The organism is Methylobacterium sp. CM6244 (genome assembly GCF_054817885.1).
On sequence record NZ_CM139247.1, the window covers coordinates 1,118,024 to 1,142,674 of the forward strand.

The following is a 24,651-nucleotide window of genomic DNA, read 5'->3' on the forward strand; positions in this document are numbered from 1 at the left end:
TCGGGCATGATCCCGCTGACCCTCTCTCTCATCCGCGTCCGCCGGCTGGTGGGTGACCCGACCCGCGGGCAGATTCTCATGGCGGGCTCCATCGTTCCCTGTGCGCTCGGCCGCTCCGGCATCGGGCAGGTCAAGCGGGAAGGGGACGGCCTGTCCCCGCGCGGCCGTTTTCGCCTCCGGGCCGGGGCCTATCGGCCGGACCATTTCGGCGCGCGCCCCCGCACCGCCCTGGCTCTGCGCCCGACGCGGCCGAACGACGGCTGGTGCGACGACCCGCGCGACCGGCGCTACAACCGCCCGATCACCCTGCCCGCCCCCGGCGTGAGCGCGGAACGGATGTGGCGGGAGGACGGTCTCTACGACCTCGTCGTCGACCTCGACTACAACCGGCAGCCGATCCGGCCGGGACGCGGCTCGGCGATCTTTCTGCATGTGGCACGGCCGGGATACCTGCCGACGGAGGGCTGCGTGGCGGTGAAGCGAGCCGATCTCGTTCGCCTGCTGCGGCGCGTCGGGCCGCGTACGCGGCTGCAGATCCTCTGACGGCCGCATCCTGCTACCCACGCGTCGGCAGGGCGGCGGGCGAGACGTCCCGCCGGTCTCCCGGACGGGACAGGGTCATGACCAGGATGGCGGCGAGGATACACAGAGCGCCGGCGGCGAAGAAGGCCGGCAGGTAGCTCGACAAGGCCGTGCGCGACAGTCCGGCACCGTAGGCGATGGTGGCGGCCCCGAGCTGATGGCCCGCGAACACCCAGCCGAAGACGAGGTTCGCCTTCTCGCGCCCGAACCGGGATGCGGTGAGCCGTACGGTGGGTGGCACCGTGGCGATCCAGTCGAGCCCATAGAAGGCGGCGAAGACCGACAGGCCGACGAAGGAAAAGTCGGAGAAGGGCAGGAACATCAGTGAGAGGCCACGCAGGCCGTAATACCAGAACAGGAGCCAGCGGTTGTCGTATCGGTCGGAGAGCCAGCCGGACGCCACCGTGCCGATGAAATCGAACACCCCCATCGCAGCGAGCACGCTCGCCCCCTGGACCGGGCCGATGCCGTAATCGGCGCAGAGGGGGATGAAATGGGTCTGGATCAGCCCGTTGGTGCTGGCTCCGCAGATGAAGAACGTGGCGAAGAGGACCCAGAACACGCCCGTGCGCGACGCCTCCGCCAGGACCCCGAGGGCGGAGCCGTTCACGGCCGGCGGCGCGACGGCGCCGGTAACGGCGGTCTCGCCATAGGGGGCGAGGCCCATCTCCTCCGGCCGGTCGCGCATCAGCGCTGTGACAGCGAGCCCCGCCGCGAGCAGGAGTCCACAGATCACCAGGAGTGCTGCACGCCAGCCGAGATGCTCGGTGAGGGCAGCGAGGAGCGGGAGAACGATGAGTTGGCCGGTGGCCGAACTGGCGGTGAGGAGACCGACGACGAGGCCGCGCGACCGCGAGAACCAGCGGGTCGCGATGGTGGCGCCGAGCACCAGGGCGGTGAGCCCCGTGCCGATGCCGACGACGACGCCCCAGAGCATGACCAGCTGCCAGACCTCGCTCATGAAGAGGGAGGTGAGCAACCCCCCGACGATGAGGAGAAGCGCCAGGAGCACGATGCGGCGCGGGCCGTAGCGGTTCATCAGCTGGGCCGCGAAAGGCCCCATCAATCCGAACAGCACGAAGCGCACGGCCAGGGCCGATGAGATCGTCGCCGTGTCCCAGCCGAACTCCCTCTGAAGCGGCAGGATCAGGACGCCGGGCGCACCCACGGCGCCGGCCGTGACCAGCATGGTGAGGAAAGTGACGGCGGCGACGACCCAGCCGTAATGAACGTTCCGGCGGGCGAGGGGCCCTGCAACGGCGTTCGAGAGCGACCCGAAGGGAGCAGTGATGGACATACGGCCTCTTCGGGTTCCGCATGGTGGTTCGGCGTGACGACCCGGCGAGCAAGCCTGGCACCACGACGCGGTCGGCCTTGCTTAGGCGCATATGCACTCGTTAGACAAGCATCCCGTCCCCAGACCCCGTGATTCCGTATATCGAGGATTTCTCACGATGGACTTGGCGTCACCGTGCCACTGCATCGCCCTACGCCAGGCATCGCGGCGGCTGACGCAGCATTACGACCAGCATCTCGCGCCCACGGGCCTGCGGACCAGCCAGTACGGAATGTTGCGCAGCCTAGGTCGTGTCGGGCCGATCTCCATCAACACCTTCGCGGAGATCATGGTGATGGACCGGACCACGATGGGGCGCGCTCTTCGTCCCCTCACGCGGGACGGGCTCGTCGCCGTCGGTCCCGGACCGGATGGTCGCACGCGCTCCCTCACCCTCACCACTGCGGGGCGGAGGCGAATGGAGGACGCGCTTCCCCTTTGGGAGCAGGCGCAGCAGACGTTCGAGGAACGCTACGGAGCGGTGCCGGCAAGCGACCTGCGCCAGGCGGCGCTCAGCCTGGCGAGGACGGAGCTGTCACCAGCCGCGTGAGAGGGGCGGCGGGCGAGTGATCCGGGGGCGGGACCGCGCATGGTTCAGCCTCCGGTTGTCCCAGTCGCCTTCAGAAATGCCGCGCCAGCACCCCGCGGACACGCTCGACCATCTCTTCTTCCTTGACCGAGAACTGGGCCGGGCGTGCCGCCTTCCATTCGGCGTTGCTGGCGATGTCGCCCGCCGCCTTGGCACCCTCGATGAGGTCCTTGATCTGGACTTCGCCGGCCTCGCGCTCGTTGGAGCCCTGGATGATGGCGCAAGGGCTGCCGCGCCGGTCGGCGTATTTCATCTGCGCCTTCATGCCGGAGCCACCGAGATAGAGTTCGGCGCGAATGCCGGCCTCGCGCAGGCGCGCTACGAGGCGCTGGTAATCGGCGATGTTGTCGCGGTCGAGAACCAGCACCACCACCGGACCGGGCTTCGCGGTGCCCTCGAGGAGAGGGCTCCCGGTCAGTTGCAGCGCCGAGAACAGGCGCGACACGCCGATGGAGAAGCCCGTCGCCGGCACCGGCTCGGCGCGGAAGCGGCCGACGAGGCCGTCATAGCGGCCGCCGCCCGCCACCGACCCGAAGCGCACGGTCTGGCCCTCCTCGTTGGTGACGGGGAAGGTCAGTTCGGCCTCGTAGACAGGGCCGGTATAGTATTCGAGGCCGCGCACCACCGAAGGGTCGGCCCGGATGCGGTCGTGGCCATAGCCCGCCGCCGCACAGAGCCGCATGATCGCATGCAGTTCAGCGATGCCCTCACGGCCGGTCTCGGACGAGCCGACGACATCGCTCCACGAGCCGAAGAATTGCTCCCAGAACGCCATCCGGTCGCCCTCTGCGTCGGGAGCGGCCTGGAAAGAGACGTAGGCGAGGATGCGCTCGATGGCGTCGGGTGCGAGGCCCGCACCTTTAGCGAAATCACCGCTCTCGTCCTTTCGCCCTTCGCCGAGAAGTTGGCGTACCCCGTCGACGCCGAGGCGGTCGAGCTTGTCGATGGCCCGCAGAACCGTGAGGCGCTGGCCGGCCTTGTCCTCGCCCGAGAGGCCGATAGCCTCCATGACGCCGTCGAGCACCTTCCGGTTGTTGACCTTGATGACGTACTGGCCGGACAGGCCGAGCTTTTCCAGCGTATCGGCCATCAACATGCAGATCTCGGCATCCGCCGCGACGGAGCCCGCTCCGACGATGTCGGCATCGCATTGCATGAACTGGCGGAAACGGCCGGGACCGGGCTTCTCGTTGCGGAAGACGTAGCCGGCGCGGAAGCTGCGGTAGGGCTTGGGGATCGCGTCGAAATGTTCGGCCACGTGCCGGGCCAGAGGCGCGGTGAGGTCGTAGCGCAGGGACAGCCAGGATTCGTCGTCGTCTTGGAACGAGAACACGCCCTCGTTGGGGCGGTCGAGATCGGGCAGGAACTTGCCGAGGGACTCGGTGTATTCGACGAAGGGCGTCTCCAACGCCTCGAACCCGTAGAGCTCGAAGCTCTGGCGGATCGTCTCCAGCATCCGGTGCTGGGCGGCGATCTCATCGGCGCGACGGTCGACGAAGCCGCGCGGCAGGCGCGCCTTCAACGTGTCGGCCTTCGTGGGATCGGCCTTCTTGGATTCGGCCTTGGCCATGGTGTCTTCGCTTTGCGTTCGGGCTGTCGATGTCAGGCGGGCTCTATCGCGGGCGCTCCCGAGCGGCAAGCGTGCCGGGCAAAGGGAGGGACGCCGGGTGCCGTCGTTAGAGCTTGAGGCCGAGCAGCGCGCATAAGCTGAGAATGGCGATGGGGATCTGCAGCGGGCGAAGTCGAGCGAAGAAGAGCGGCGCCTCGCCGGTACGGGCGGCGATGGGATCGAGGATCGCCACGGCGGTGAAGCCGGCGATGAGAAGGGCGAGGGCCGCCACTGTCTGGCCGAGGGATGCGGACAGGAGCGCGAGAAAACCGAGGCCGAACAGGCCGAACATGGTGGCGATCTGGATGAAGGTCGGACCACCCTCGGTGCGGAAGCTGACACCACGCCGTACGCCCGACAGAAACAGCAGGATCGCACAGCCCCATAGAATGGTGAGGTAGAGGACCGCATCGCCGAGATCGTCCCGCCGCCACCAGGCGAAAGCTGCACCGAGGGCGAACGGCACCATCGGCCCGTAGCCGAGAACGATGCTGAGCCAGGGCACGCGACGGGGCTCACTCACGTTGAGCGTGCGGTTGTCATCTCGCTTCATGCCGGGAGAGCTCCTCCATTCACCCAGCCGGGCAACCGTCGCGCCGTGGCCCAGTTCCGGAGCGCGACGTGCTTGAGATCGGCGCCGGCAGGCCAAGCGCGGCTGTTTTCACGTGCAACAGGTGGACTTGCCGCTTGCTCGTATCCCGAGACGAGAACGCCCCGGCACGCTGAAGGCGGCCGGGGCGTTCTCGGGATCGATGGCGGAAATGCCTTGGCAGATCCGTTCGTGGATCAGGAGGCGAGGGGACCGGTCGGAGTGTTGCCCTGCTGGTTCTGGGCCTCGAAGGCCTTCTGGCGGTAGAGACCCACGAAATCGATCGGATCGATATAGAGAGGCGGGAAACCGCCGTTGCGCACGGCCTCAGCGATGATCTGGCGCGCGAACGGGAAGAGAAGGCGCGGGCACTCGATCATCACGGCCGGATGCAGCTGGTCCTGGGGGATGTTGCGCATGCGGAAGATGCCGGCATAGTTCAGCTCGAAGGCGAACAGCACCTCGTTGTTGATCTTTGCATCGCCTTCCAGGGTCAGCTCGACCTCAAAATCGGCCTCGGCCAACTGCTTGGCATTGACGTTGACCTGGATGTTGATCTGCGGGCCGCTTTCCTGCGGCTGGAGCGAGCGCGGCGCGTTGGGGTTCTCGAAGGAGAGATCCTTGGCGTATTGGGCCAACGCGTTGATGGCGGGCGACTGGTCCTCGGCGGGAGCCGCGCCGTTGCCGTTCGGTGCCGGGGTATCGGCCATGGCGATCTCGTCCTCTTTCGCGGGGTCTACTGGGCCACCTCGGCGATCCACTGCGCGGCGTATCGTCTGATCGTCGCAGGGCCGGGGCCGAGAGCACAGCGCGCTAACACGATGGGCCACCCCGGACAAGACGAGGGGCGGGAGGAGGCGATCCGCAGGCGCGTCGATCCGGTCGAGGAACCGGAGCCGTCTCCGAAGTCGGCGGTCTGCTCTTGACCCTGAGGCCTCCGGCATGGCTCCTCCCTGCCTGGATACGGCGCGCGGGCAGCCCCATATGCAGGGTGACCTCGTGGGTCGCGCCCTCCTCTCGCGGGCGGGATCCTTTGAATTCTCCGGCTCGATCCTTGCGCAACGCTCCAATAAAGGGCGTAGCGGCGGGATTCTTGGGAGCCCCCTCGAACAAGCATGTCGTGCGACGGCCACGATCGGATCGGTGATGCAGGATTCTTTCGATTTGACGACCCTGATCTTCCTGGGACTCGCGGTGTTCGTCATTTGGCGGCTCCGGTCTGTGCTGGGACAGAAGACCGGAGCGGAGCGCTCGCCGTTCAAACCGGTGGACCGGAACCACAATCCGTCGCAGCCGACCCGGTCGGAAGGCGATAACGTGGTGCGTCTGCCAGGGGCGGACCGGGTTCAGCCGCAGCCTGATTCGGCACCGGCCGCCGCTGCCGTCGCCCGCGACTGGCGCGGCATCGCCGAGCCGGGCTCCGCTGTCGCCCATGGTCTCGAAGCGATCGTTCAGGCAGAACCGAACTTCGATCCCCGCGCCTTCGTCGAAGGTGCCAAGGGTGCGTATGAGGCCATCGTGATCGCCTTCGCCAAGGGCGACCGCAAGACCCTGCGCAGCCTTCTCTCGCGCGAAGTCTGCGAGGGGTTCGAGCGGGAGATCACAGCCCGCGAGTCGCGCCGTGAGACAGTGGAAACCACTTTCGTCTCTCTCGACAAGGCGGAGATCGTTGCCGTGGATGTCCGCAACAAGGTGGCACAGGTGACCGTACACTTCCTCTCGCATCTCATCACCGCGACCCGCAGCGCCGATGGTCAGGTGATCGACGGCAATGCCGAGGCCGTGGCCGAGGTGCCGGATGTCTGGACCTTCGCCCGCACGCTGGGCAGCCGGGATCCGAACTGGCAGCTCGTGGCCACGGAAGCCGGCGCCTGAGGATCCAGGGTTTGTCGTGACCGGGTTTATCAATCGGGCATCCTTCGCCGCCCTAGCTCTCGCTGCTGGCTGTCTTCCCGGCCCGGTCGCTCTCGCGACCGGGCCGCTTCGCGTCGGAGAGGCGATTCTCGAGCCCGTGGACCCGACCGCCTTGCCGGGCTTTCCCGGCTCCGATCCGGCCGCTTCGCTCGAGGTGTTCCGCCGGACCTGCGCCGCTCCACCGGTGGAGATCGCCGCGACTGTCGCCGGCTCGGCGGAGGATCTTGCCGCCGCCTGCACCCGTGCGGCCTCGGTCAAGCCGGATGAGGCCAGGGCCTTCTTCGCGCGGAATTTCGATGCCTACCGTATCGTAAGAGCAGGCGAGGCGGGTGGTCCTTCGCGCCGGACGGGCTTTCTCACCGGCTATTTCGAACCGGAACTGACCGGTTCCCTCGCGGCCGGCCCCGGCTTCACCACCCCGGCCCTTGCCCGGCCGGACGATCTCGTGAGTCTCGCCCCCGGTGAGACGAAGCCCGGCCTCGATCCGACATTGCGGGCGGCACGGGCGACGCCGGGCGGCTTCGAGCCTTACCCCGACCGTGCATCCATAGAGGATGGCGCAATCGGGGAGCGGGCCCGGCCGCTTGTCTACCTGCGCGATCCGGTCGATCTCTTCGTGCTCCAGGTTCAGGGATCGGGGCGCGTACGCCTTCCGGATGGACGGGCGGTGAGGGTGCTCTATGACGGCCGCAACGGTCGTCCCTATACGTCGGTGGCCAAGCTCATCGTCCAGGCGGGGCATCTCCCCCTCGAGGGCCTGACGCTGGCCCGCTGGACCGGCTGGCTTCGCGACAATCCGGCCCTTGCCAAGCCACTGATGCGGGCAAACGCCTCATACATCTTCTTCCGACTCGCCGAAGTGGAGGATCCCCGCCTCGGCCCTCCGGGCGCGGCCGGCGTCCCCCTGACCCCGGGCCGGAGCCTGGCGGTCGACTCCACTTTGTGGCGTTACGGAACGCCGTTCTGGCTCGAGGGACGGATCGCCGGGGAGGATGCCCCGGGGCGCCTCGTCGTTGCGGCCGATACCGGTTCGGCCATCGTCGGCCCGGCGCGCGGGGACCTTTATCTCGGCACGGGAGAAGCGGCGGGGATCGCCGCCGGCAACCTGCGCGATGCGGTCGGCTTCGTCGTCCTGCTGCCGAAGCCGCGTGCGGTCCCATGAGGATGCCGCGCAGACCCCGCGGCCTGTCGGGGGAGGACGCCTTCCTCTGGGGCGAAATCGCACGGCTGATCACGCCGCTGCGCGGACGTGCTCCTTCTCCGAAGGCCAAAACACTGCCAACTGGGGATCCCCTTCCTCCGAAGCGGAAACCGGAAGTACCGGCGCTCGTCGCCAAGCCTGTTGCCAAGCCTGTTGCCAAGCCTGTTGCCGAAAGGGCCGGCTTGCCCGGTGGCGTGAAAGCGCCCCCGAAACGCATCGTGAAACCTGTCCCCGCCCCCGCTCTCGTGGCGGCCCCGGCGGCCATCGTCACCCCACCTGCCCTGCCGGGCCTGGAACGCAAGGCTCGCCTCGCCCTGCGGCGTGGATCGCTCAAGGTTGAGGCACGGATCGACCTTCACGGATTGTATCAGGCCGAAGCTCACGATGCCCTGATCGGCTTTCTGATGCGCTGCCGTTCGGCGGGCCATGCCCATGTGCTCGTCGTCACCGGCAAAGGGGGCGGGGCAGGCTATGACAATGCTTTCTCGGAGCGAGGGGTCCTGCGCCGCTCGGTGCCGCACTGGCTGCGTGCGCCGGAACTGCGCAGCGTCGTCATCGGCTTCGAGGAGGCGGCGCGCCATCATGGTGGCGCCGGAGCCCTTTACGTCCGGCTGAGGCGACGTTGACGTCGTGAATCGAGGCGTCTCCCAGCAAGAAGAGCGCGATCCCGCATTCCGATCGCCTATGAGGGGCTTGAGCAGGATGCGGAAACGCGATATGGGGAGGTCCCTCCTTTTACGCCGTGTTGCATCCGAGAGCCATAGGCTCCCCATAGACGATGCGCGGAACCGGTCTTTACCGCTGTTCCGACCACAGGTGCCGACAAGGCATCCGGCGCTCCTCCGACTGTTCAGCCCGATCAACCCTCGTCCATCGTCGGTTCTCATTCTCCCATGACGTCACAGAACGATTCCCTCCTTCCCGTTGATCCGCCGGCAGAGGTCGGATTGGTCGCTGCCGATCTGAGCCCGCATCGCGAGGTCAAACTTCAGGATCTGAAGTCCAAGACCCCGACGGACCTTATCGCTTTCGCGGAGGAGGTCGAGGTCGAGAACGCCTCCACGATGCGCAAGCAGGAGCTCATGTTCTCCATCCTGAAGCAGCTCGCTGCCAAGGAGGTCGAGATCATCGGCGCCGGCACGGTGGAAGTGCTTCAGGACGGGTTCGGTTTCCTGCGTTCGTCCGAATCGAACTATCTGCCCGGCCCCGACGACATCTACATCTCGCCCACCCAGATCCGCCGTTTCGGCCTGCGGACCGGCGACACCGTAGAGGGGCCGATCCGCGGCCCGAAGGATGGCGAGCGCTACTTCGCTCTGCTCAAGGTGAACACGATCAACTTCGAGAACCCGGAGAAGATCAAGCACAAGGTCCATTTCGACAACCTGACGCCGCTCTTCCCGACGCAGCGCTTCAAGCTCGAACTCGACGCTCCGCCGAAGAAGGACTTCTCGCCGCGTATCATCGACATCGTCGCGCCCATCGGTAAGGGCCAGCGCGCTCTCATCGTGGCGCCGCCGCGTACCGGCAAGACCGTGCTGATGCAGAACATCGCGCAGTCGATCACCATCAACCACCCGGAATGCTACCTCATCGTGCTGCTCATCGACGAGCGTCCCGAGGAAGTCACCGACATGATCCGCTCGGTGAAGGGCGAGGTCATCGCCTCCACCTTCGACGAGCCGGCCACCCGCCACGTTCAGGTCGCCGAGATGGTGATCGAGAAGGCCAAGCGCCTCGTGGAGCATGGCCGTGACGTGGTCATCCTGCTCGATTCGATCACCCGTCTCGGCCGCGCCTACAACACCGTGGTGCCGTCCTCCGGTAAGGTGCTCACCGGTGGTGTGGATGCCAACGCGCTCCAGCGGCCGAAGCGCTTCTTCGGTGCCGCTCGCAACATCGAGGAGGGCGGCTCGCTCTCGATCATCGCCACCGCGCTCATCGATACCGGTTCGCGCATGGACGAGGTGATCTTCGAGGAGTTCAAGGGTACCGGCAACTCCGAGATCATTCTCGACCGCAAGGTCTCCGACAAGCGCATCTTCCCCGCGATCGACATCACCCGCTCAGGCACCCGCAAGGAAGAGCTTCTGGTGCCGCCGGATTCGCTCAAGAAGACCTACGTGCTGCGCCGCATCCTCAACCCGATGGGCGTCACGGACGCCATCGAGTTCCTCATGGACAAGCTGCGCCAGACCAAGAGCAACAACGACTTCTTCGACTCGATGAATACCTGAGGGAAGCTAAATCTCTCTTCCCTTCTGTGCCTGCGGGGTATCGAGGTTTTCCCTCTTGCGCGTTGAAGGTTCTCGTTCGGGTCCCTCCTTCGCGCAAGATCCGCTAGCGCGAGTCTCAAGCGTGCGCTCAATGAGAATGGTTTCCAAAAGAAACCATTCTTTTCGTCGGCTATAGAGCGGACCGACATAGGAACCTACGCGGCGTCGTGGTTGAGCTATGAACGACGGCACTACCATTTTCGCGCCCGCCAGCGGTTTCGGACGTGCGGCCGTCGCCGTCATTCGAATCAGCGGACCTGCCACAGCCGACCTGGTCACGAGCGTCGCGAAGCGACTGCCACCCCCTCGGCGCTTATCTCTTCGGACTCTCCGCGAACCCACGACCGGCGAACCACTCGATTCCGCCCTCGTGGCGTGGATGCCGGGACCTGCGACGTTCACCGGCGAAGATATGGCCGAACTCCACCTCCATGGTGGCCTCGCGGTGCGCTCCGCTGTCATGGCCGCGCTTGCTGCTCATCCCGGATGCCATATCGCCGAACCTGGGGCGTTCAGCCGACGTGCCGTGGAAAACGGTCGGATGGACCTGACCGCCGTCGAGGGTGCGGCAGATCTCATCGACGCGGAGACAGAAGCGCAACGACGCCAAGCTCTGCGTCAACTCGACGGAGTCCTGGGTCGTAAGGTGGCCGATTGGCGTGATCGTCTCATCGATCTCCTGGCCGGAGCCGAGGCCGCCCTCGATTTCGCCGACGAGGGCGATGTGGATGATTCCGCGCTCGATGCGGCGCTTCATGCCAAGGCTCGCGCCATCCGTGACGACATCGATCACGCTCTCGCCGATAGCCGGCGGGGAGAGCGTCTGCGGGAGGGCTACGTCGTGGTTCTCTCAGGGCCGCCCAATGCCGGCAAGTCCACGCTGCTCAATGCTCTGAGCCAGCGCGATGCCGCGATCGTTTCTGCCATTCCAGGCACGACCCGCGACCTTATCGAGATTCGTTGCGATCTCGGCGGGCTGCCGGTCATCATCGTGGATACGGCCGGCTTGCGGGATACGACCGATCCAGTCGAGGCTGAAGGCATCCGGCGCACCCGCAACCGGATGGACCAAGCCGATCTCGTCCTTGCGCTCCAGCCAAATGACGAACCACACGACCCAGCGAACGTCCTGCCAGATCGCACGATCCGGGTTCAAACGAAGTCGGATTTGGGCGTTGCCATGAATGGGGTACTCGCCGTATCCGCGTTGACCGGTGCGGGTATCGACAACCTGCTACGCTTCATTGAAGCGAGGGCGGAGCAAGCCCTTGGCGGCGGCGATGCTCTCATTACTCGCGAGCGGCACCGCGATGGGTTGACCCGCTGCAGCCATCACCTCTCCAGGATCGTGTCGGGCCCTGCCCTTCCGGAGCTGCTCGCCGAGGATCTGAGGCTTGCCGTTCGCGCCTTGGGCGAGGTCGCCGGTCGGGTCGGCGTCGAGGATATGCTCGATCGCCTCTTCTCCGGGTTCTGTATCGGTAAGTGACGGGTGGCGCCAAGGCTGGTGGTCCCTGGCCGTTCGCTGCGGGAAGCTAGGCCCCGTTCGAGATCTCGAAACGGCGACACAGGGCGTCGAGCTCTTCCGGCGTTTCGTAGCGGATGCGAATTTCCCCGCTGCCTTGAGTCTTCGACTTCAGCGATACCGTGACGCCAAGCGCGCGCGCCATGGCTTGCTCCAGGCTACGGACCTGGCCATCGCGCTCTGGCTTGCGCGGACGTCCCGGGCGGGGGGCGTCGCCTTCCGGCACTTCAGCTGAGGCCAGGGCCTCGACCTCACGGACGGACAACCCTTCAGCCACGATCCGTCGCGCGACGGCTTCGGGCTCCCGCACCGCGAGAAGAGCGCGGGCGTGACCGGCTGTGATCTCCCCAGCGACGACTCGGTCCTGGATCGCGCTGGACAATTGCAGCAGACGCAACGTGTTGGCGAGATGGCTGCGGCTCTTTCCGATGATTTCGGCGAGCTCCGTTTGGCTATAGCGAAACTCGCTCATGAGCCGCTCATAACCAGCCGCCTCTTCGATGGCGTTGAGATCACTGCGCTGGACGTTCTCGAGAATGGCGTATTCGAGGGAGGTCCGATCGTCGATCTCGACGACAACGACGGGGGCCTCGTGCAGCCCGGCACGCTGAGCGGCGCGCCAACGACGCTCGCCGGCGACGATCTCATAGGTATCCGGAACGCCTGCCAGAGCGCGGACCACGATAGGCTGAATGATGCCGCGAATTTTGATCGAAGCAGCTAGCTCGTCGAGTTCGGTTTCGTGGAAGCGCCGACGCGGGTTTCGCGGATTTGGGCGCAGAAATTCGACGGCGACCTTGCGCTGTGCCTGCGGCTTCCCCGCATCGCCGCTATCGTCGCCGAAATCTCCGATCAGGGCCGCAAGCCCACGCCCGAGTCGAGGCCGCGCCACATCATCCGCCATCGCCACCTGCTTCAACTCCGATACGCTACGCATTCACGAAAAAGAACGAGCGACCTACGCCGCGACTGGAAGCCGCCCCTCGCGTTGGATCACTTCCGAGGCCAGGCGCAGATAGGCCTGCGAGCCGGCGCATTTCAGGTCGTAGAGCAACACCGGCTTGCCATGCGACGGGGCCTCCGAAACGCGGACGTTGCGTGGGATCGTGGTCTCGTAGACCTTGTCGCCGAGGAAGCTACGGACATCGGCCGCAACCTGATTCGAGAGGTTGTTGCGCGGATCCACCATAGTCAGCACCACACCCTGAATGGTGAGACGCGGATTGAGCGCGCTGCGGACCTGATCGACAGTGCGCAGGAGTTGGCTCAACCCTTCCAGGGCGAAGAACTCACATTGCATGGGCACGAGCACGGCATCGGCGGCTGCCAGTGCATTGATCGTCAGCAGGTTCAAGGAAGGAGGACAATCGATCAGGACATAGGTCACGCCCTCGGTGGCACCGGCCTTACCGAGATCGATCATGGCGTTGCGCAGGCGGTGAGCCCTGTCGGACGAGCTCGCCATCTCCAATTCGAGGCCAAGAAGATCCATCGTCGAGGGGGCGAGAAGCAGCCGCGGTACGGCCGTAGGCACTACCGCTTGGGCCAGGGACGCATCGCCGGCAAGCACGTGGTAGGTCGACAGCTTGCGCGAGCGGCGGTCGATGCCGAGCCCGGTGGAAGCGTTTCCCTGCGGATCGAGGTCGATCACCAAGACGCGTTCACCAATAGCAGCGAGCGCGGTACCGAGATTGATGGCTGTCGTCGTCTTGCCGACACCGCCCTTCTGGTTGGCCAAAGCAAGGATGCGCAACGGCCGCTCGGGCGTCGCCCTGGAGGCGGAGGAGGGTTCGATGGTCATGAATCCACGCGGGAGAGGGCGGTGACGCGGACGATCCGCGCGTCCGACTCAGTACGGCTCGTCACCAGATCGTAAACGAATCTCCACCGTTGCGCTGCATTGGTCAATTCCGCCTGCGCATCACGGCCCTTCGGAAACAGCGCGATGGTGCCTGTTGTCAACAGCGGTTCCGTCCATTCGAGCAATTGGGGGAGGGGAGCCAAAGCACGGGCGCAGACGGCGTGAACTCCAACATGTTCGGCGATAGCGTCCTCGATGCGGACGTTGCGAACCCGCGCCGGAGCTTTCGTCAATCGGGCCGCCTCCGCGAGAAAAGCGCATTTGCGCGCATTGCTCTCGATCAGGTCCACCTGAAAACCCGGCCGATCACGTCCTGCGATAGCCAAGATGAGGCCAGGAATTCCAGCCCCCGAACCGAGATCGAGCCACTTGCTGGCGTCGGGAGCGAGATCGAGCAGTTGGAGGGCGTCGGCGATGTGACGGGTCCAAACCTCCGTGAGTGTGGCGGGACCGACGAGGTTCTTGACGCTTTGCCACCTCTTTAGCTGCTCGACATAGATGTCCAAAGCCTCGGCTGTTTCACGTGAAACATTTGCCTGGGCGAGAACGCGCGTTCGGTCGTCATGCCTAGCGGCCATGGACAGCCGCCGGATTGGAGCGGTCGGCGCGGCGAGCATGGGCTGCCAGCAACGTCAGCGCAGCAGGAGTCACGCCCTCGATCCGTGCAGCCTGACCAAGCGTGCCGGGCCTCACCGTTTCGAGTTTGGCCTGCATCTCATTGGACAAGCCGGGAATGGCGCCATAGTCGAGCTTCGTTGGAAGCGACAGGGCCTCGTCTCGTCGGAAAGCCGCGATGTCGGCATTCTGGCGATCAAGATAGACGGCATAGGTCGCATCCGTGCGGAGGCGATCCGCGATACGAGGAGACACGCTCCGAAGCTCGGGCCACACCTCGGTCAGACGGTCCCAGCCGATCTCCGGATAGGAGAGCAATTGAAAGGCACTTCGGCGAATACCGTCCTGGTTAAGCGCGATCTCATGCCGAGCCGCTGCGGCCGGTGTCAGGCTGAGCCTATCGAGCAGCCCCCGCGCTGCCTCCAGTTCACCTTGTGACCGAGCGAAATGCTCGGCCCTTTCGGAGCCGACACAGCCGAGAGCAGCCCCGCGCGGGGTCAGGCGCTCATCGGCATTGTCCACGCGGAGGGACAGCCGATATTCCGAGCGCGAAGTGAACATGCGATAAGGTTCGCTGACGCCGTGGGTCACGAGATCGTCGATCATCACCCCAAGATACGATTCGGCCCGGTCGAAGCGCGACAGGGTCGATCCCCCGGTGAGCCGGGCGGCATTGATCCCAGCCACTAGCCCCTGCCCCGCGGCCTCCTCGTAGCCGGTCGTGCCGTTGATCTGTCCAGCCAGGAACAGGCCGGGCAGTCGCTTGGCCTGAAGGGTCGTGTCGAGCTCGCGGGGATCGACGTAGTCATACTCGATGGCATAGCCGGGTCGCACGATGGCCGCACGTTCGAGACCCGGGATCAGTGCGATGACATCGCGCTGAACGCTCTCCGGCAGCGCGGTGGAAATACCGTTGGGGTAGACGGTCGGGTCGTCCAGCCCCTCGGGTTCCAGGAAGATCTGGTGACCTTCGCGGTCTCCAAAGCGCACCACCTTGTCTTCGATGGACGGACAGTAACGCGGCCCCCGGCTGCTGATTCCCCCCGAATACATTGGCGAGCGGTGAAGATTCGCACGGATGAGATCGTGCACCGTCTGGGTCGTACGCGTGATGCCGCATTGGATCTGCGGTGTGGTGATCCGTTCCGTGAGGGTCGAGAACGGCACCGGATCGTCATCGGCCGACTGCATGTCGAGGCCCGACCAATCAATGGTGCGGCCATCGAGACGGGCAGGGGTGCCGGTCTTGAGACGTCCGAGCGCAAAACCCAGCCGGTCCAGCGTCTGGGCGAGGCCGATGGATGGCCCCTCCCCGACGCGCCCGGCGGGAATCTGCACTTCTCCCATATGGATGAGGCCTCGAAGAAACGTGCCGGTGGTCAGCACGACAGCGGAGCAGGCAACCATTCTCCCATCCGACAGAATCACCCCGGCGACCCGCGCGGCTGCAACGTGAATATCCCCGACTTCGCCCTCGATGATATGAAGGTTCGCGGTGCTGGCGACGGCTTCTTGGATTGCCCGCGCGTAGAGTTTGCGGTCGGCCTGGGTGCGCGGTCCGCGCACTGCCGGCCCCTTGCGTCGGTTGAGCAGGCGGAACTGAATGCCGGCTGCATCGGCGGCACGGCCCATCAGTCCGTCGAGGGCATCGACCTCGCGAACGAGATGACCCTTGCCGAGACCGCCGATGGCCGGGTTGCAGGACATCGCGCCGATCGTGGCAGCTGAATGCGTGACGAGGGCGGTACGGGCGCCGATGCGGGCTGCAGCAGCAGCGGCTTCCACGCCAGCATGACCGCCGCCGACCACGACCACGTCGAAGGAAAGACTTGTCTGGGACATAGGGTGATTAGGCGCGACCGGAGCGAGTCGTCAACGAGGAGTGCGAGCGTATCCTATCCTCTGCCGAATCCGGCCGCTTCACATTCGACGTCGAAGCCCGTCCTGCCATGGCGGCATCGCGGGAAGGACGATCGGAGACGGACGACAGATCGCGTCAGCCCCGCCGACGCGCCGCCTCCGTGGCGATGCGCAGGAGCGTCGCGGAAGCATGGGCATGGGCGAGGTCAGGCGGGGAGCGTCGACAGGCCAGCACGGCCTCCTGAAGCAACTGCACGGCGTGGCGGAGGGCAACGGGAGACCAGCGCCCAAGCTGGGCTTCGACGAGCGCCTTACGACGGAAATGCAGCCCACGCCAATTGCCAACCATCATGCTCGGACTCTGTCCTTCACCTGCAATCCGTGTCGACAGCAGAGTAAGAGCGTGACGCAGCGCAGAGCCGAGCATCATCGACGGATCCATACCTTCGTGCCGGAAGCGGCGGTAATCCCGTTCGACCTCCTCGCTCCGTCCGACGAAGGCGGCATCGATCAGCGTATTAAGGACGCTGCCGGCGACGTCGCTGATCACGGCCTCAACATCGTCGAGGGTGATGTTGGTCTGCCCTCGGGCATAGAGGGCCAGTTTCTCGATCTCCGACAGGCTCGCTCGACGATCACCGCCCAGGCTCATCGCCAGGATGTCGCGCGCCTCGCGGGCGATCCGCTGGCCATTCTCCTGAAGCGTGCGGTCGATGAGCTCCGCCAGGGCCCGCTCGTCATCGGCGTAGCAGGGCAGGGCGAGCGCCCGTGTGGATTTCTCGCAGAGTGTTCGCAACGGTGCGCTCTTTGCGAGGTCTCCCGCCTCTACGACGATGCGGGCGCCGGCGATCTCTGCCTTCAATGCCGCGTCCACGGCCGGGGCGTAATTGCGACTTCCGGCCCGTACCCAGATGCTACGCTGACCGCCGAACAGGCCGACGGTGCCGGCCTCGTCCACGAGGCGACCTACATCCGAGGCGAGGGTATCGCCATCGATCTTGACCAGCGCAAAAGGATCGGAGGGATCGGTGACGAAGCTCACGGCCAGACGCTTGGCGCGCTCGAAGACCAGGCCGGTATCCGGTCCGTAGACGAGGATCACCGCGATCTGCGACGCAGGTCCACGTCGCAGCAGCGCCTCGATATCGCCAGCCTTTACGGCGGTCAGGGCTTGGTCACCAGCACGGATGCGACCCGCGTCTTGATCTGGTCGGCCAAGGTCTTTGCCAGCCGGATCTCAGCGTCGCGGGCCGCACGCAGCGAGGCGAAGCGCTGGATCGAGCGGTCGTAGGTGGTGGTGGCGACGGCCACACCCTCGGTGATGATCTTCGAACCGTCCAGGGATTCGAGCGAGAAGCGGATGGTGCCAACCAATGTGCCGGCCTCGGCGCGTCCAGTCTGTGACGACACGATGGGGGTCTTCACAGATTCGCTGCCCTGCATCTTTAGGCGGTAGCGCTTGGGAGAAGGCTGGCCCGAACCATCGAGATCGAAGATGAGTTCGCTGCGCAGATAATGGCCGAGCCGCTCCTGCCCGGCAGCGGTGGAGACGTCGTCGACTTGGATCGAGGCGAGGAGCGCGGCCATGGGCTCGCCCGACGCGGTCGGTCCATAGAGCGGGCGAAAGCAGGCCGAGAGATTGACGGCCATAAGGGAGACCAACGCGACTTTCGCCGCGCGGGACCGTACCGCCTGTCTCAGCCCATGGATCATCATCGCAGTAATGCTCTCCGTCCGGTCTCGCTCTTTACGGCGATCCCGCCTGTCGCGTCACCTGTATAAGCGGCAAGCTTTACGATTCCTCTGCGGCAGGACGATGGTGATGCCCCAAACGACATCGCCCTGGAAGGGGCGTCCTTCGTCCTGCCGCCATGCAAAGTCTCGCCCTGCCCGGGCCTTGGCGAGATCTGATTTGCGAAGCCGCGCCTCGCTCACACTACGAGATTCACGATCCGGCCGGGCACGACGATCACTTTGCGCGGGGCACGGCCTTCGAGAGCCTTCTGCACGGCCTCGTCGGCCAGAACGAGAGCTTCCACCGCGGCGGCGTCGGCCGTACGCGGCACGGTGACATCCGCCCGCTTCTTCCCGTTGAGCTGAACGGGGAGGGTGATCTCGTCCTCCACAAGCAGGGCACGATCGACCACCGGCCACGCGGCTTGAGCGACCAGTCCATGCCGTCCGAGGGCCGACCAGCATTCCTCGGCCAGATGCGGCATCATCGGCGCAACGAGCTGCGTGAGGATGCCCGCCGCTTCCGTCGCCGCATCTCGCGAGACGGCAGCCGTACGGATCGCCTCATCGAGAGCGTTCGACAGCGTGTAGATATGGGCGACGCAACGGTTGAAGCGGAGGCGCTCCACATCCTCTTCCACCGCAGCAAGAGCCTTATGGGCGGCCTTGCGAAGCGCAGCGTCCGACGCTCCGCTCGCTGCCGGCACGCCCACCGCGAGGGAGACCAAGCGCCAAACTCGCTGAACGAAGCGGGCCGCGCCCTGCACTCCATCCTCCGTCCAGATCACGTCACGCTCGGGCGGAGAATCGGACAGCATGAACCAGCGAGCGGTATCGGCCCCGTAGCTCGCGATGATGTCGTCCGGGTCCACCACATTCTTCTTGGACTTCGACATCTTCTCGATGGAGCCGATAGCGATCGGCGCATCTGTTTTCACGTGAAACGCCTGGCGCCCGCCGCCCCCGGCGGTGATGCGGATATCCGCAGGCTGAACCCATGCGCCCGCTGCGTCCTTGTAGGTCTCGTGGACGACCATGCCCTGCGTGAACAGGCCGGCGAATGGCTCCGAGACCCCGGACCAGCCCGTCGCCTGCATCGCCCGTGTGAAGAAGCGGGCGTAGAGCAGATGTAGGATCGCGTGCTCGATGCCGCCGATATACTGATCCACCGCCAGCCAGTGATCGACCGCCGAACGGTCGGTCGGCGCATCCTTCAGCCAGGGAGCGGTGAAGCGGGCGTAGTACCACGACGAATCCACGAAGGTGTCCATCGTGTCGGTCTCGCGCCGGGCAGCAGCGCCGCAGCGCGGGCAGGGCACGTTACGCCAGGCATGGTCGCGTTCCAGCGGATTGCCGGGTGTGTCGAACGAGACCTCGTCGGGCAATTTCACCGGCAGGTCGGAGACCGGCACCGGCACCGGACCGCAGGAATCGCAATGGATGATGGGGATTGGGCAGCCCCAATAGCGCTGGCGCGAGACGCCCCAATCCCGCAAGCGGAACTGAACCTTGCGCGCCGCCACCGGCTCACCGTCCAGGATCTCGCCCTCCAAGCGGTTGGCCACGGCATGGAACGCTTCGTCCGTCGTCATGTCGTCGAGGAAGCGCGAATTGATCATCCGTCCATCGCCGTCATAGGCGGTGTCGGTGACGACGAAGCTCGCCGCGTCCTGCCCCTCCGGACAGACGACAGGCGTATTGCCGAGGCCGTACTTGTTGGAGAAGTCGAGGTCGCGCTGGTCGTGAGCCGGACAGCCGAACACGGCGCCGGTGCCGTAATCCATCAGGACGAAATTCGCCACGTAGACGGGCAGCAGCCAGGACGGGTCGAGGGGGTGGCGCACCCGCAACCCCGTATCGAAGCCGAGCTTCTCCGCCGTGTCGATCGCGGCCTGAGCCGTACCGGTTCGGCGGCATTCCTCGATGAAGCTCTGGAGTTCGGGCCGCATGGCAGCAACCGATGCCGCGACGGGGTGGTCCGCCGCAATCGCCAGGAACCTCGCGCCGAACAGCGTGTCGGGCCGGGTGGTATAGACCTTGATCTCGCCGTCACGGCCATCGAACGTAAAGCGGACCTCGAGCCCTTCGGAACGTCCGATCCAGTTCTTCTGCATCACCCGGACCTTCTCCGGCCAACGCTCCAGGCCGTCGAGTGCGTCGTAGAGATCCTGCGCGAAATCGGTGATCTTGAAGAACCACTGGGTCAGCTCGCGCTGCTCTACCAGCGCGCCCGAGCGCCAGCCGCGCCCGTCGATGACCTGCTCGTTGGCCAGCACGGTATGGTCCACGGGGTCCCAGTTCACCTTGGCCGTGCGGCGGGTGACGAGTCCCTTGTCGAGGAAGTCGAGGAACATACGCTGCTGGTGCTTGTAGTAGTCGGGATCGCAGGTGGCGATCTCCCGGCTCCAGTCGAGGGACAGGCCCATGCTCTGCAACTGGCCGCGCATGGTGGCGATGTTGGCATAGGTCCAGTCGCGCGGGTTGACCTTGCGCTCCATGGCGGCGTTCTCGGCCGGCAAGCCGAACGCATCCCAACCCATCGGATGGAGCACGGCGAACCCCCTCGCGCGCTTATAGCGGGCCACCACGTCACCCATGGCGTAGTTGCGGACGTGGCCCATATGAATGCGCCCCGACGGGTAGGGGAACATCTCCAGCACGTAGTATTTCGGTCTCGGGTCGTCGTTGCGCGTGGCGTAGATGCCGTGCGCGGCCCAGGCCTCCTGCCAGCGCGGCTCGGCATCCTTGGCGTTGTAGCGCTCGGGAACGGGCATGGGGGAGGAGGTCATGAGAGGAACTCTGAGATACGGGCCAGGATGGCCTGGCAAGGCGCCTCACGCGGCGCCGGAGAGGTTGGATGCCGGACTAACACGGCCTGTTTGCCGGTCAACAGAGCCGTCACCGCCAAAGCCCGGCGCTTGCGGACCACGTTGCGGGTGTTAGGTCAGGCAGGACCTGCCCTTCCTCTCAAGGCCGACGAGACATCATGCCCGACTCTACCCCGCCGAGATACGCTCATCCGCACGCGGCCGACGTAGTCGCCGGCTTGAAGGCCGTGCGCGAGACCATCGTCCAGGCGGCCCAGGATTCCGAGCGGGATCCAGACGAGATTTCGCTGGTGGCCGTCTCGAAGCTCATTGATGCGGATGGGATCATCCCCGCCCTAGAGGCAGGTCATCGGGTTTTCGGCGAGAATTACGTCCAGGAATCGAAGGCGAAATGGCCTGCTTTGCGTGAGCGCTTTCCCGATGTGGAGCTTCACCTCGTTGGGCCGCTGCAATCGAACAAGGCGCGCGAGGCGGTGGAATTGTTCGACGTGATCCATGCCCTCGACAGGCTGTCACTGGCGGCGGCCCTGGCCAAGGAGATCGACCGTACCGGGCGGACGCCAAAGCTGCTGGTTCAGGTCAATACCGGTGACGAACCGCAGAAAGCCGGCGTCTCGCCGTCGCAGGTGGATGTTCTTCTCAGCGAATGCCGTGAGACCCATGGCCTGGCGATCAACGGTCTCATGTGCATTCCCCCCGCCGAGGACCCGCCGTCGGCGCATTTCGCCCTCCTGGCGCGCATCGCCGAGCGCCACAATCTACCCATCCTCTCCATGGGCATGAGCGCGGATTTCCCGGCGGCGATCCAGATGGGAGCCACGCATATCCGCGTCGGCACAGCGATCTTCGGCGAAAGGCCGCGCCCCGCCGGAGCGTGATGCGGTTCCAAGTGGGTTAGCCGGCCGGGGAGGGGGCTGGTTGGTTGAGGAATGGAACGCCCGTCCCCACCGGCGCCAGCTTTCCCGGGCCTGCGGAGCGGAGCCCAGGATTTGCCGCACCCTAGCCGAATGCGCCTACCTCATGCTGGATCATGCCCGACAGCTCACGGACGCGAGCGAAGGACTGGCGGATCGGGCCGAAGATCGTCTTGTGCTCCGATTCATAGGTGCCGACGTCGCGCGGGCCGGCGGGCTCACCGAAATTGAGCCCGAGAGTCGGGTCCGGCGTGATCGGAAAGATTTCGTCGAGCATGGCGAGGCAGCCGTCTATGTCGAGGCGCAGGAAGCGCTCGATCAGCTGCTCGCGAGTGATGCCCGATTGCGGGCGGAAGCCCGGAATGTGCACCGCCAGGAACCAGATCCGGTGGATCAGGGCGAGTCGCAGGGCATGAAGCATGGTCAGCCGCACCGACATCTTGCCGAGGTCCGGGGCGGCGGATTGCAGACTCAACCAGTCGCTGGTGAGGCGGCCGAACAGACGGCGCAGATCGGGTGCAAGCCGCAGGCGGTCGAGGGCGGTGGCGATGACGAGGAGTTCGTCGCGCCGGTCGTCGCGCTGTGTGCGCCGTGCCCGTTCGAGCCACATGGCCGGGTCGAGCGTATCGATATAGGCGCGCAGCACATCGAGATCGCCCACCGCCGAGGCATGCTGGGCGAGGCGGAACGCGCGCGAGAACCGAACCGAATCGCGGCGCATGTCACGGAACAGATCCGGTGCGCGGCTCGCCGCCCGGCCGAGGCCGTGCAGCGAATTCGCGAGATACCCGAGCTGGTGCAGGATCGCGTTGTTGGGAATCGCCCGCATCTGGCGGGGATGGGTGATCATGCTGGGGCCGCCGCTATCGGTCTGGCGGGCCACGGGGCGTGAGCCGGTGCGGTCGAGCAGGCTCGGGCCGAACGTGCCCAGCAGCGCCGCGTAGCCGGGATCATCCACCAGGGCTTCCATGTCCTGCCGGGCCACGGTGAAGAACTCGGCGGCGAAATCGGCCTCACCGTAGATCGGGTCGTCGGTCTCGTCCGCCCCCGGCGCGTCGGACAGAACATAATCGGCAAAGGAATCGTCGTCGGCCGTGTCGAAGGCGAAGACGTGTTCGGCGATCCGCTCCACCGTCGAGCGGGCAAGAGCCTGGGTGCCGAACATGAGGTAGCCGTCCGAGCCCTGGAAGCTCGATTCCAGCCGCACCTTGATCCCCGCCTTCCGGTTCTTGTGTCGTGAATCCTCCGGCGCGAGATAGGCGAGGCGGTCCCGCAGGGAGGTCGGATGGGCGCCGCGCCCGATCGATTCGCCGTGGGTATCGAAGATCGCCAGTTCTATGCCGGACAGGCCGTTCTGCGTCATCAGGTCGGTGATGCGCAGGCGCAGGCGCTCGATCCAGAAACTCGCGGCGAGCTGGCCGACATAGCGCCCCGAATCCGAGTAGCCGAACTGCACGGTCAACCGGCCGATGCGCTTGAGATAGGCGCGCCAATGCGGATTGCGCAGGGCGTCGTCGAGGACGCGGATGCCCTGTTCCAGTGCACTCGCCGTCTCGAAGAGCGGCGTGATCTCGACCTTGTCGCTGATCCCGTAATGCCGGGCCAGCCAGAGGGCGGCGAGAAGGGTGTAGCCGGTCTCCGTCTCGGCGATGAGGAAGCGCACCGGATGGGTGCCGTCCACGTGCTTCAGGATCTGCGCGATGGTCATCATCAGGCGCGCGGCCGAGGCCCGCTCGGCGGCGAGCGCTCCGAAATCCACGGCCACCGGCTGCACATCGTTGAGAAGGGCATGGATGGTGGCGAGATGCGAGCGCCGATGGGCCGCGTCCGTCGGTTCGCCGTCGAGATCGATGACCCGGCGCACGGCATTGTGGATCTGGCTGGCGTTCAGCCGGAAATGCGGCAGGGCGTTCGATAGCCCATGGGTCGCGATGCCGGAGCGCAGGAGGGCAATGGCCCGCCTGTCCTCGTCGCTCTCCACGCCGCCGATGGCTCCGGCGAGGCCGGCCAGGATCGGTCCGGAATCGGTCTGGGCCCGCTCGCGCTCGATGATGAGCGCCAGCGAGAAGCGGTGCACAGCCTCCAGGGTAGGTTTGGTCCCGAGGCGCGGGGCAACGGCGAGTTGCCGGTTCACGGCCGCCAGCGCGCCTTGCGTCAGCTCACGCACGACGTTCGTGGCGGGTACGACTGGGAGGTGGCGCATGACCCTGTCGAGCTGCATCCGCTTCGATTCCAGGCGATAGCGCAAGGTGTCCCACCAGCCGATATCGGTGCGTCCATCCGTGTCGCAGCCGACCCAGGATGCGATGGCGAAGGGTTTGGGCACCAACTCGGTCCAGCGGTCGGGCCAGCGCGCGCGGGCCGCATCAAGCAGGGCTGCGTTGAAGCTGTCCAAGGCCGTACGACCGTGATTGGCCGCGAGACAAGCTTGTTCGAATTCGTCGTCGAGGCTGATCTTTGCATCCGGCCGGGTCGAGAGGGCCGCGGCTTTCTCGAGCAGGGGCAGGCGTGCTGCCTCGCTGTCCTGCGACGCAGCCTCGGCGATGAGCGCCGCCACAGCCTTCGGCATCCCGAATGTGGGGTGGGCGGTGAACACCACGGCGAAGCCGGTACGGCCGACGAGGTCGCGGAAGGTCTCGAAATCCCCCGTTCCTTTCGGAATCGCAGCCACGAGACGGGCAGGCATCGTGTTGTCCGCCGATGTCTGGGTGTCCCGGTCCAGCCCGACATAGCCGCGCAGGCGCTCGGCCCGAGCGATCAGCGATTGTGCGCGCAGGCGGGTGAACAGGCCGTCGAGGTCGTCGTCGTCGATCTCTTCGCGGTCGAAGCGGCGGGTAATCGCGAGCGTCACCGCCAGGACGGGATTGCGGAACGGATCCTCGCTCGAACGCTCGCGAGATTCCTCGATGAGGGCGATGAGATCCTGTTCCAGCTCGCCGGGATCGGGCACCGCATTGGCTGGGCTGCGGTCAAGCATGCGCATCGATCGACCTTGTCTGGACAGAAGAAAGAGGACGGCCCCGGAGTCGAGTCGCCTTAGAACAGGTTGGGCATCGCGCCGAAGACAATGCGTGGATGACGACCCGTCATCCACCGACGGATGGCTTGGCCGAACAGCATCACCACCGTGCAAAGCCAATCCGTCCGCATGGTTTCGGCTCCACGTTCCCTCGGCGCAAGGGGTCGAAACGAGACGCAAGGACCGTTCCGACCACGGTAAC

Annotated in this window: 20 protein-coding genes; 8 read left to right on the forward strand and 12 right to left on the reverse strand. The window is 65.8% G+C overall.

Annotated elements, in window-relative coordinates; all coding sequences use genetic code 11:
* Positions 1-6: 6 nt before the first annotated feature.
* Entirely contained in the window at positions 7-543 is a 537-nt protein-coding gene (locus ACYQML_RS05155; RefSeq protein ID WP_461234911.1) for a L,D-transpeptidase family protein, read from the forward strand.
* 13 nt (positions 544-556) lie between these two features.
* On the opposite strand, the gene ACYQML_RS05160 is transcribed toward ACYQML_RS05155, so the two are convergent.
* Positions 557-1,879: an MFS transporter gene (locus ACYQML_RS05160; RefSeq protein WP_461234912.1), complete on the reverse strand. Its 1,323-nt coding sequence runs from the start codon at positions 1,877-1,879 to the stop codon at positions 557-559.
* 157 nt (positions 1,880-2,036) lie between these two features.
* Between ACYQML_RS05160 and ACYQML_RS05165 the strand changes: the two genes are divergently transcribed.
* On the forward strand, positions 2,037-2,468 hold the full coding sequence (locus ACYQML_RS05165; RefSeq protein ID WP_461228867.1) for a MarR family winged helix-turn-helix transcriptional regulator: 432 nt from the start codon (positions 2,037-2,039) through the stop codon (positions 2,466-2,468).
* A gap of 70 nt (positions 2,469-2,538) precedes the next feature.
* On the opposite strand, the gene hisS is transcribed toward ACYQML_RS05165, so the two are convergent.
* The 3 genes from hisS to secB form a co-directional block, all read right to left on the reverse strand.
* On the reverse strand, positions 2,539-4,077 hold the full coding sequence (gene hisS / locus ACYQML_RS05170) for a histidine--tRNA ligase (protein WP_461234913.1): 1,539 nt from the start codon (positions 4,075-4,077) through the stop codon (positions 2,539-2,541).
* Positions 4,078-4,183: 106 nt separating this feature from the next.
* Positions 4,184-4,669: a DUF3429 domain-containing protein gene (locus tag ACYQML_RS05175; RefSeq protein ID WP_311275675.1), complete on the reverse strand. Its 486-nt coding sequence runs from the start codon at positions 4,667-4,669 to the stop codon at positions 4,184-4,186.
* Positions 4,670-4,902: 233 nt separating this feature from the next.
* Positions 4,903-5,415, reverse strand: a complete 513-nt coding sequence (secB, locus tag ACYQML_RS05180; RefSeq protein ID WP_056423082.1) for a protein-export chaperone SecB — start codon at positions 5,413-5,415, stop codon at positions 4,903-4,905.
* Between the two features lie 436 nt (positions 5,416-5,851).
* Between secB and ACYQML_RS05185 the strand changes: the two genes are divergently transcribed.
* The 5 genes from ACYQML_RS05185 (at position 5,852) to mnmE (ending at position 11,582) form a co-directional block, all read left to right on the forward strand.
* Complete coding sequence (locus ACYQML_RS05185; protein ID WP_207413072.1) at positions 5,852-6,580, forward strand: Tim44/TimA family putative adaptor protein; 729 nt, start codon at positions 5,852-5,854, stop codon at positions 6,578-6,580.
* Positions 6,581-6,596: 16 nt separating this feature from the next.
* A complete protein-coding gene (mltA, locus tag ACYQML_RS05190; RefSeq protein ID WP_461234914.1) occupies positions 6,597-7,781 on the forward strand; it encodes a murein transglycosylase A in 1,185 nt (394 codons plus the stop codon).
* Positions 7,778-8,446, forward strand: a complete 669-nt coding sequence (locus ACYQML_RS05195) for a Smr/MutS family protein (protein WP_461234915.1) — start codon at positions 7,778-7,780, stop codon at positions 8,444-8,446. The genes mltA and ACYQML_RS05195 overlap by 4 nt, the downstream gene beginning before the upstream one ends.
* 267 nt (positions 8,447-8,713) lie before the next feature.
* Positions 8,714-10,057, forward strand: coding sequence for a transcription termination factor Rho (rho, locus tag ACYQML_RS05200; protein ID WP_056423088.1), 1,344 nt, complete (start codon positions 8,714-8,716; stop codon positions 10,055-10,057).
* A 217-nt stretch (positions 10,058-10,274) separates the two neighbouring features.
* Positions 10,275-11,582 carry a tRNA uridine-5-carboxymethylaminomethyl(34) synthesis GTPase MnmE gene (mnmE, locus tag ACYQML_RS05205; RefSeq protein WP_461234916.1) on the forward strand — a complete coding sequence of 436 codons (1,308 nt, stop codon included), beginning with the start codon at positions 10,275-10,277 and terminating at the stop codon, positions 11,580-11,582.
* Between the two features lie 46 nt (positions 11,583-11,628).
* Here the strand turns inward: mnmE and ACYQML_RS05210 are convergent, their stop codons facing one another.
* From ACYQML_RS05210 to leuS, 7 genes are all read right to left on the reverse strand, one after another.
* Positions 11,629-12,522 carry a ParB/RepB/Spo0J family partition protein gene (locus ACYQML_RS05210; protein WP_461235673.1) on the reverse strand — a complete coding sequence of 298 codons (894 nt, stop codon included), beginning with the start codon at positions 12,520-12,522 and terminating at the stop codon, positions 11,629-11,631.
* A 54-nt stretch (positions 12,523-12,576) separates the two neighbouring features.
* On the reverse strand, positions 12,577-13,419 hold the full coding sequence (locus tag ACYQML_RS05215) for a ParA family protein (protein WP_056423099.1): 843 nt from the start codon (positions 13,417-13,419) through the stop codon (positions 12,577-12,579).
* Positions 13,416-14,057, reverse strand: a complete 642-nt coding sequence (gene rsmG, locus ACYQML_RS05220) for a 16S rRNA (guanine(527)-N(7))-methyltransferase RsmG (protein ID WP_461235674.1) — start codon at positions 14,055-14,057, stop codon at positions 13,416-13,418. The genes ACYQML_RS05215 and rsmG overlap by 4 nt, the downstream gene beginning before the upstream one ends.
* Complete coding sequence (mnmG, locus tag ACYQML_RS05225; RefSeq protein ID WP_461234917.1) at positions 14,047-15,936, reverse strand: tRNA uridine-5-carboxymethylaminomethyl(34) synthesis enzyme MnmG; 1,890 nt, start codon at positions 15,934-15,936, stop codon at positions 14,047-14,049. The genes rsmG and mnmG overlap by 11 nt, the downstream gene beginning before the upstream one ends.
* Positions 15,937-16,090: 154 nt before the next feature.
* On the reverse strand, positions 16,091-17,122 hold the full coding sequence (holA, locus tag ACYQML_RS05230; protein ID WP_461235675.1) for a DNA polymerase III subunit delta: 1,032 nt from the start codon (positions 17,120-17,122) through the stop codon (positions 16,091-16,093).
* The gene (gene lptE / locus ACYQML_RS05235) at positions 17,119-17,670 is read right to left on the reverse strand and encodes an LPS assembly lipoprotein LptE (protein ID WP_461221711.1); all 552 of its coding nucleotides are present in this window, start codon (positions 17,668-17,670) and stop codon (positions 17,119-17,121) included. Before lptE ends, holA begins: the two co-directional genes overlap by 4 nt.
* Before the next feature lie 215 nt (positions 17,671-17,885).
* Complete coding sequence (leuS, locus tag ACYQML_RS05240) at positions 17,886-20,477, reverse strand: leucine--tRNA ligase (RefSeq protein WP_461234918.1); 2,592 nt, start codon at positions 20,475-20,477, stop codon at positions 17,886-17,888.
* Between the two features lie 197 nt (positions 20,478-20,674).
* Here leuS and ACYQML_RS05245 point away from each other — a divergent pair, with 197 nt between their 5' ends.
* On the forward strand, positions 20,675-21,394 hold the full coding sequence (locus tag ACYQML_RS05245) for a YggS family pyridoxal phosphate-dependent enzyme (protein WP_461234919.1): 720 nt from the start codon (positions 20,675-20,677) through the stop codon (positions 21,392-21,394).
* A gap of 121 nt (positions 21,395-21,515) precedes the next feature.
* Here ACYQML_RS05245 and ACYQML_RS05250 read toward each other — a convergent pair whose 3' ends face one another.
* Positions 21,516-24,413 carry a phosphoenolpyruvate carboxylase gene (locus tag ACYQML_RS05250; RefSeq protein ID WP_461234920.1) on the reverse strand — a complete coding sequence of 966 codons (2,898 nt, stop codon included), beginning with the start codon at positions 24,411-24,413 and terminating at the stop codon, positions 21,516-21,518.
* Positions 24,414-24,651: the final 238 nt, after the last annotated feature.